Source organism: Nonomuraea rhizosphaerae, assembly GCF_019396405.1.
GTDB lineage: Bacteria > Actinomycetota > Actinomycetes > Streptosporangiales > Streptosporangiaceae > Nonomuraea > Nonomuraea rhizosphaerae.
Genome location: NZ_JAHKRL010000372.1, coordinates 1 through 6,441, shown reverse-complemented (window position 1 = coordinate 6,441; position 6,441 = coordinate 1). Strand labels below are relative to the sequence as shown.

Below are 6,441 nucleotides of genomic sequence, written 5' to 3'. Positions count from 1 at the left end.
CCCCGCTCGGCGGGGCGCCTTCTACGTGTCCGTGGCCGCGACGGCCTGGGGCCCCGGCGGCGCCGCCGGGTCGCTGTTGTTCACCTCGGGCGGGCTCGGCCCCGTCGACGTCTCGTTCTGGCGCTACCTGCTGGGCGCCTTCTTCCTGTACGCCGCCGCCCGGCTCGCCACCGGCCGCCGGCCCCGTGCGGCCTTCGACTCACGGGTAGTGGTCGTGGGCGTCGGGATGGCCGTCTACCAGACCGCCTACTTCGGCGCGATCGCGGCCTGCGGCGTCGCCGTCGCCACGGTCGTCACCATGGGCGCCACACCGGTCCTCACCGCGCTGGGCGGCCGTTTCCTGCTGCGCGAGCCGCTGGGGCGGGCCGGGCTGGCCGCGCTGGGGGCGTCCCTGGGCGGCCTGCTCCTGCTCACCGGCGGGCCGGCGCTGTCGGGGCTCCTCGGCGTCGGCGCCGGGGCCGGTGGTGGTTCCGGTCCTGAGGGCGCCGCGCCGGCGGGGATCGCGCTGGCGCTGCTGTCCGCGGCCGGGTACGCCGCCGTCACCCTCTTCTCGCGGCACCACCACGACGACCCGCAGGGCACGGCCGTCGGCGGGTTCACCGTGGCGGCCGTCTGCCTCGCGCCCTTCGCGCTGGCCGGCGGGGTGCTGCCGGAGCCGGGGATCGCTCCCGTCGCCCTGCTGCTCTACCTGGGCGCGGTGCCGACCGCGCTCGCGTACGGGCTGTTCTTCCGCGCGCTGACCGCGCTCAGCGCCACCACCGTGTCGATCATCTCGCTCGGCGAGGCGGCCGGGGCGGCGGTGCTCGGGGTGGCGCTGTTCGGGGAGCGGCTCACGCCGGTCGCCTGGTGCGGGTGCGCGCTGCTGCTCGGCGCGGTGGGCATGCTCGCCGTACGGGCGGGGAGCACGGAGTGACGGCTCGCTGAGGGGTGGAGCGGAGTGGCGATTCAGGGCGTCGTATGGGTTAGGGTCCGGTACGGCGACGCTTGCCGTATCGTCGCTCCGCTCCCCAAGCCGGCACAGAGTCGGCCACCAAAGACGAAAATGGGGGAACGGCGCTGACAAAGCATGCGTTGGAGGAACTGTGGCGTCGATTTCCGGAATAGTGAGAAACCTCCTGGATCGCCCAGGAGGCGTGAACCTCACCCCGTACAAGAAGATCGTCAAAGCGGCGGGGGGACGGGCCGAGCGCGTCGGCGCGCTCGACGAGCTGCCCCGGCCGGCCATGGACGATCTGGCGGAGTTCTGCGCCGTCGCGCGCGAGGCCGCCGACCGGACCCTCGGCCTGCGCCCGTACGACGTGCAGCTCCTGGGCACGCTCGCCCTCCTCGACGGCAAGGTGGCCGAGATGGCGACCGGCGAGGGCAAGACGCTGTCCGGCGCGATGGCCGCCGCCGGGTACGCGCTGCAGGGCAAGCGGGTGCACGTCATGTCGGTCAACGACTACCTGGCCAGGCGCGACGCCGAATGGATGGGCCCCTTCTACGAGGCCATGGGCGTCAGCGTGGGCTGGATCGGCCAGAACTCCACGCCTGAGGAGCGGCGCGAGGCGTACGGGAAGGACGTCACGTACGGGCCGGTCAGCGAGGTCGGGTTCGACGTGCTGCGCGACCGGCTGCGCACCGACCCGGCGGAGATCATCGTGCCCGAGCCCCAGGTGGCGCTGATCGACGAGGCCGACTCGGTGCTCGTGGACGAGGCGCGGGTGCCGCTGGTCATGGCGGGCGCGGCCGACGAGGGCAGCGCGGTGCCGGAGATGGCCGCCCTGGTCAGGCAGCTCATCAGGGGCTACCACTACGAGATCGACGACCAGGCGCGCAACGTGTACCTGACGCCGAAGGGCGCCGACAGCGTCGAGAGCCTGCTGGACGTCGAGCTGTACGACGAGAAGGAGCCGGGCACGCTCATCGAGCTGAACCTCGCCCTGCACGCCCACGCCCTGCTCAGCCGCGACGTCGACTACATCGTCCGCGACGGCAAGGTCCAGCTCATCAACCCCTCGCGCGGCCGCGTCGCGGTGCTGCAGCGCTGGCCCGACGGGCTCCAGGCGGCCGTGGAGGCCAAGGAGGCGCTGCCGCCGAGCGAGAAGGGCGAGATCCTCGACTCGATCACCGTCCAGGGCCTGATCAAGCGCTACCCGCAGATCTGCGGCATGACCGGCACGGCGGTCGCGGTCAGCGAGCAGCTCGGCGAGTTCTACGGCCTCAAGGTCGCGGTGATCCCGCCGAACCGGCCGTGCGTGCGCGAGGACGAGCCCGACCGCCTCTACCCGGACGTCCCGGACAAGGACGCCGCGCTGGTCGAGGAGATCCAGGAGGCGCACGCCACCGGCCGCCCCATCCTCATCGGCACCCTCGACGTGGCCGAGTCCGAGAACCTCGCCAAGCTCCTGCAGCGCCGCGGCATGGAGCCCGTCGTCCTCAACGCCAAGAACGACGCCGAGGAGGCCGCGATCATCGCCAAGGCCGGCGAGCGCGGCGCCATCACCGTCTCCACGCAGATGGCCGGGCGCGGCACCGACATCCGCCTCGGCGAGGGCGTCGCCGAGCTGGGCGGCCTGTACGTCATCGGCTCCGGCCGCCACGCCAGCAGCCGCCTCGACGACCAGCTCCGCGGCCGGGCCGGCCGCCAGGGCGACCCCGGGGCCTCGGTGTTCTTCGTCAGCATGAAGGACGACCTGATCACCCAGTTCGTCAGCGACGAGCGGCCGCCCGCCGCCGACGCCGACGGCGTCGTGCGCCACCGGCGCGGCGCCTACCTCGTCGGCCACGCCCAGCGCGTCGCCGAGGGCGTCAACCTGGAGATCCACCGCAACACCTGGCGCTACACCCGCCTGCTGGAGCACCAGCGCGAGCTGATCCTGGAGTGGCGCGACAAGGTCCTGCACGGCGACTCCGCCGCCAGGGCCCTGGAGGCGGCCGACCCCGAACGCTGGGCGGCCATGCCCGAGGACACCCGCGACGAGACGGCCCGGCAGATCGTGCTGCACGCCATCGACCGCTGCTGGACCGAGCACCTGGCGTTCCTGACGGACCTGCGGGAGGGCATCCACCTGCGGGCGCTCGGCCGGATGAGCCCCGTCGACGAGTTCCACCGTGAGGCCGTGGCGGAGTACAAGACGCTGCTGAGCGAGGTGGAGCGGCGATCGGTGGAGTCGTTCGAGGAGCCGGAGCCCGAGTTGCAACGGCCGGCGGCCACATGGACGTACCTGGTGCAGGACAACCCGTTCGGGACGGAGTGGGACCGGATCCTCAAGCGGGTCACCTCGGCCACGCGGCGGGGGTAGTGGGTTCTGGGGGCGGCGGCGTGAAGGCCGGATGGGCGGCGGGCCGTACCTGACAGGAGGTGGCAGGTATGGGTGCCAGGCTGGTCACATGACCACAGAAGCCAAGCTCATCGCCTTCACCATCGACTGCGCCGAGCCCAAGAAGATGGCCGATTTCTGGCACAAGGTGACCGGCCTCGACATCCAGTACTCCGAGGACGAGTACGCTGCCGTGGGCGACGGGACCACGAACATCTACTTCGGCCGCGTCCCCGACCGCAAGCCGGTGGAGTGGCCCAGCCCGGACAAGCAGTTCCATCTCGACTTCCGGGTGCCGGACGTCGAGAAGGCGGTCGAGGAGTACGTCGCCCTGGGCGCCACCAGGCCGGACTTCCAGCCGGGCGTCACGGAGGAAGGCGTCGGCTGGGTCGTGCTGCAGGATCCGGAGGGGCACCTGTTCTGCGTATGCCCGGAAAAATCCTGACTGTTCAGGGCCGGACTACTCCTGTGTTGAGTGATGTTCGGCCAAAAGGATGATTGCAGCACTTTCCATCCCTCATAAGCTGGAGCAATGCTCCTGGAAGGTTCCTCGTCCCTGCGCGGGCGCCGATGACCTGGATCGGTCTCGTGATCGCGCTCGCCGGGGCGCTCGGGTACGCGTTCGGCGCGGCCCTTCAACAATATGAAGCCGTGGCCGAGGGGGCCTCCCTCCGGCTGGTGCGGCGTCCCCGCTGGTGGATCGGCGGTGTCATCGGGTTCACCGGCGCCTGCCTGCACGCCGTGGCGCTGAGCTTCGCGCCGCTGGTGGCCGTGCAGCCGATCAGCGTGGCGACGCTGGTGTTCGCGGTGCCGCTGGCCGCGCTGATGTACGGCCGCCGGCCGTACAAGGCGGAGATCCTCGGCTCCATCGCCGTCGCGGTCGGGCTGCTCTGGCTGATGCTCCTGGTGCCGGCGCACAACGTGACGCCCAGGCTCGGGACCGGCGCCGCGATCGGGTTCATCGCCGTGATCGGCGTGATCGTGCTGGTGGCCGAGCTGATCGCCAACCGGCTGGGCGGCCCGGGCAAGGCCCTGGTGCTGTCGATCGGCGCGGGGGCGGTGACGGCGAGCGTGTCGACGTTCGTCCGGGTGGTCGGCGGCGGCATGCAGGGCGACTGGGGCAGGCTGCTGCACTGGTTCACGGTCGCCGTGCCGGTGCTGCTGGTCTGCGCGGTGGTGCTGCTGCAGCGCTCGTACGCGGTGGGCTACTTCGGCATCGCGTACGCGGGCGTGCAGGTCATCGACCCGATCACCTCGGTGCTGGCGGGCGCGATCCTGCTCGGCGAGCCGCTGCCGACCAGCCCGTCCACGGCCGTGCCCGCCCTGATCGCGGCCGCGCTGACCATCGGCGGGACGATCACCCTCGGGCGGCTGGCCCCGGACCACTCGAAACCGGCGCCGGTGGCCGCCAGCCCAGCACCTGCTCCATCGAGCGGAGCATCAGATCTGGTGTCAGCCGCGAAGCCGCCTTCATCCCGGCGTCCCTGAGGCCTACGGCCAGGGGGTTGCGTAGTTTGGTGGCCCGGCAGATGTTCATCGCCTGCCGGGTGATCATGGCGGTCCGCTCCAGGCGGGCGGCGGTGTAGGCGGCCAGGCGGGCCTCCATGACGTCGCCGCCGATCGAGGCGCTCGCCTCGGACTCGCCGCTCGTCAGCTCGTCGGTCGCCAGTTCGCCGCTCGTCAGCTCCTCGCTCGCCAGTTCGCCGCTCGCCGCCATCGCCAGGACGATCGCGTCCTCGATGGCCTGGCACGCCCCCTGGCCCAGGTTCGGCGTCATGGGGTGGGCGGCGTCGCCGAGCAGCGCCACCCGTCCCCGGTGCATGGCCTCCAGCGGCCGGTCGAAGTAGTACAGGTCGTTGCGGAGGATCCGGTCGTTCTCCGAGGCCCGGATCAGGTCGGGGATCGGGTCGTGCCAGCCCCCGAACCGCCGCAGCAGTTCCTCGCGCTCGTCACCGTGCGTGGCCCCGGCGGGGGACAGGTCGGTCGCGTAGTAGTAGATCAGCTCGTCGTCCATCTGGTGCGCCCCGAACACCAGCCCCATGCCCCACGTCTCCGTGCTCCGGATCTCCCGGTCGAGCGCGGGCACCAGCCCCCGCCACGCCGTCACCCCGGCGTACACGGGGCCCGGATGCGCGGGGAACAGCGCCGCCCGCGTGGCGGAGTGGATCCCGTCGGCCGCCACGATCAGATCGGCCTCCAGCACGCCGTCGGCGGCACGCACGCCGTCCGCCGTACGCACGCTGTCCCGCTCTACGCTGGTGACCGTCGTGCCCAGGCGTAGCGCGTCGGCCCCCAGAGCGTCCACGAGCACGTCCACGAGCGTCGCCCGGTGCAGGATCACGACCGAGTCGCCGAACTTCTCCCGGGCCTTGTCCTCGGTCGTGCGCGTCAGCCACCGGCCGTCCGGGGACCGTAGCCCGACCTGCCCCTGAAGCCTGCTCAGCTTCCTGACGCGGTCGCCGACGCCGATCGCGTCGAGCGCCTTCAGCGCGTTGGCGGCCACGGCCACGCCCGCGCCGACGGGCTCCAGCCTGGGAGCGCGTTCGAGGACGGTCACCTCCCAGCCCTTGCGGCGCAACGCGATCCCCGCCGTCAGCCCGCCGATGCCGCCGCCGATCACCACAGCTCTGGGCATGTGCCCGCCTCCTTCTACTACGCCTGTAGTGCCACCATACTACGCCTGTAGTCCGGTCCCACTACCGGTGTAGTGTTGAGTCCTGTGAAGCGCTCCGAGACCGTGGCCGACACGGCGATCACCCTGCTGGCGGAGCGCGGCATGCGCGGGCTCACCCACCGCGCCGTCGACGAGGCCGCCGGGCTGCCGCCCGGATCGACCTCCAACCTGGCCCGCACCCGGGCGGCGCTGCTAGAGCTGACGCTGTCGCGCCTCACCGAGCTGGAGGAAGGCGCGCTGGCCGCGGCCTACGGGCCGTCCCTGCCGACCGACCCGGACGAGCTGGCCGGGCTGCTGACCACGGCCCTCCGGATCCAGCTCGCCGACCCCGGACGCACGCTGGCCCGGTACGAGCTGGCACTGGAGGCCACCAGGCGCCCCGAGCTGCGCAAGATCTACGACGAGTCGGGGCGGCGGTTCCGCGACCCGGCCGTGGCGATGCTGGCGGCCCTGGGGTCGCGGGAC

5 protein-coding genes are annotated in these 6,441 nt (G+C 72.2%); 4 read left to right on the top strand and 1 reads right to left on the bottom strand.

Annotation, left to right across the window (positions count from 1 at the left end; all coding sequences use genetic code 11):
* The 3 genes from KME77_RS18830 to KME77_RS18820 form a co-directional block, all read left to right on the top strand.
* Window positions 1-913: DMT family transporter (locus KME77_RS18830; protein ID WP_219469339.1), on the top strand; the 913-nt coding region annotated here is incomplete at its 5' end.
* A gap of 178 nt (window positions 914-1,091) precedes the next feature.
* Complete coding sequence (secA2, locus tag KME77_RS18825) at window positions 1,092-3,284, top strand: accessory Sec system translocase SecA2 (RefSeq protein WP_219469342.1); 2,193 nt, start codon at window positions 1,092-1,094, stop codon at window positions 3,282-3,284.
* A gap of 88 nt (window positions 3,285-3,372) precedes the next feature.
* A complete protein-coding gene (locus tag KME77_RS18820) occupies window positions 3,373-3,747 on the top strand; it encodes a VOC family protein (RefSeq protein WP_219469335.1) in 375 nt (124 codons plus the stop codon).
* Between the two features lie 912 nt (window positions 3,748-4,659).
* On the opposite strand, the gene KME77_RS18810 is transcribed toward KME77_RS18820, so the two are convergent.
* Window positions 4,660-5,937, bottom strand: a complete 1,278-nt coding sequence (locus KME77_RS18810; RefSeq protein ID WP_219469333.1) for an FAD-dependent monooxygenase — start codon at window positions 5,935-5,937, stop codon at window positions 4,660-4,662.
* Window positions 5,938-6,021: 84 nt separating this feature from the next.
* Between KME77_RS18810 and KME77_RS18805 the strand changes: the two genes are divergently transcribed.
* Window positions 6,022-6,441: TetR/AcrR family transcriptional regulator (locus tag KME77_RS18805; protein ID WP_308250765.1), on the top strand; the 420-nt coding region annotated here is incomplete at its 3' end.

What these genes read in the sequence shown, in the direction of transcription:
- KME77_RS18810 (WP_219469333.1), bottom strand. Translation starts at nt 5,937, where the DNA reads ATGCCCAGAGCTGTGGTGATCGGCGGCGGCATCGGCGGGCTGACGGCG.
- KME77_RS18820 (WP_219469335.1), top strand. Translation starts at nt 3,373, where the DNA reads ATGACCACAGAAGCCAAGCTCATCGCCTTCACCATCGACTGCGCCGAG.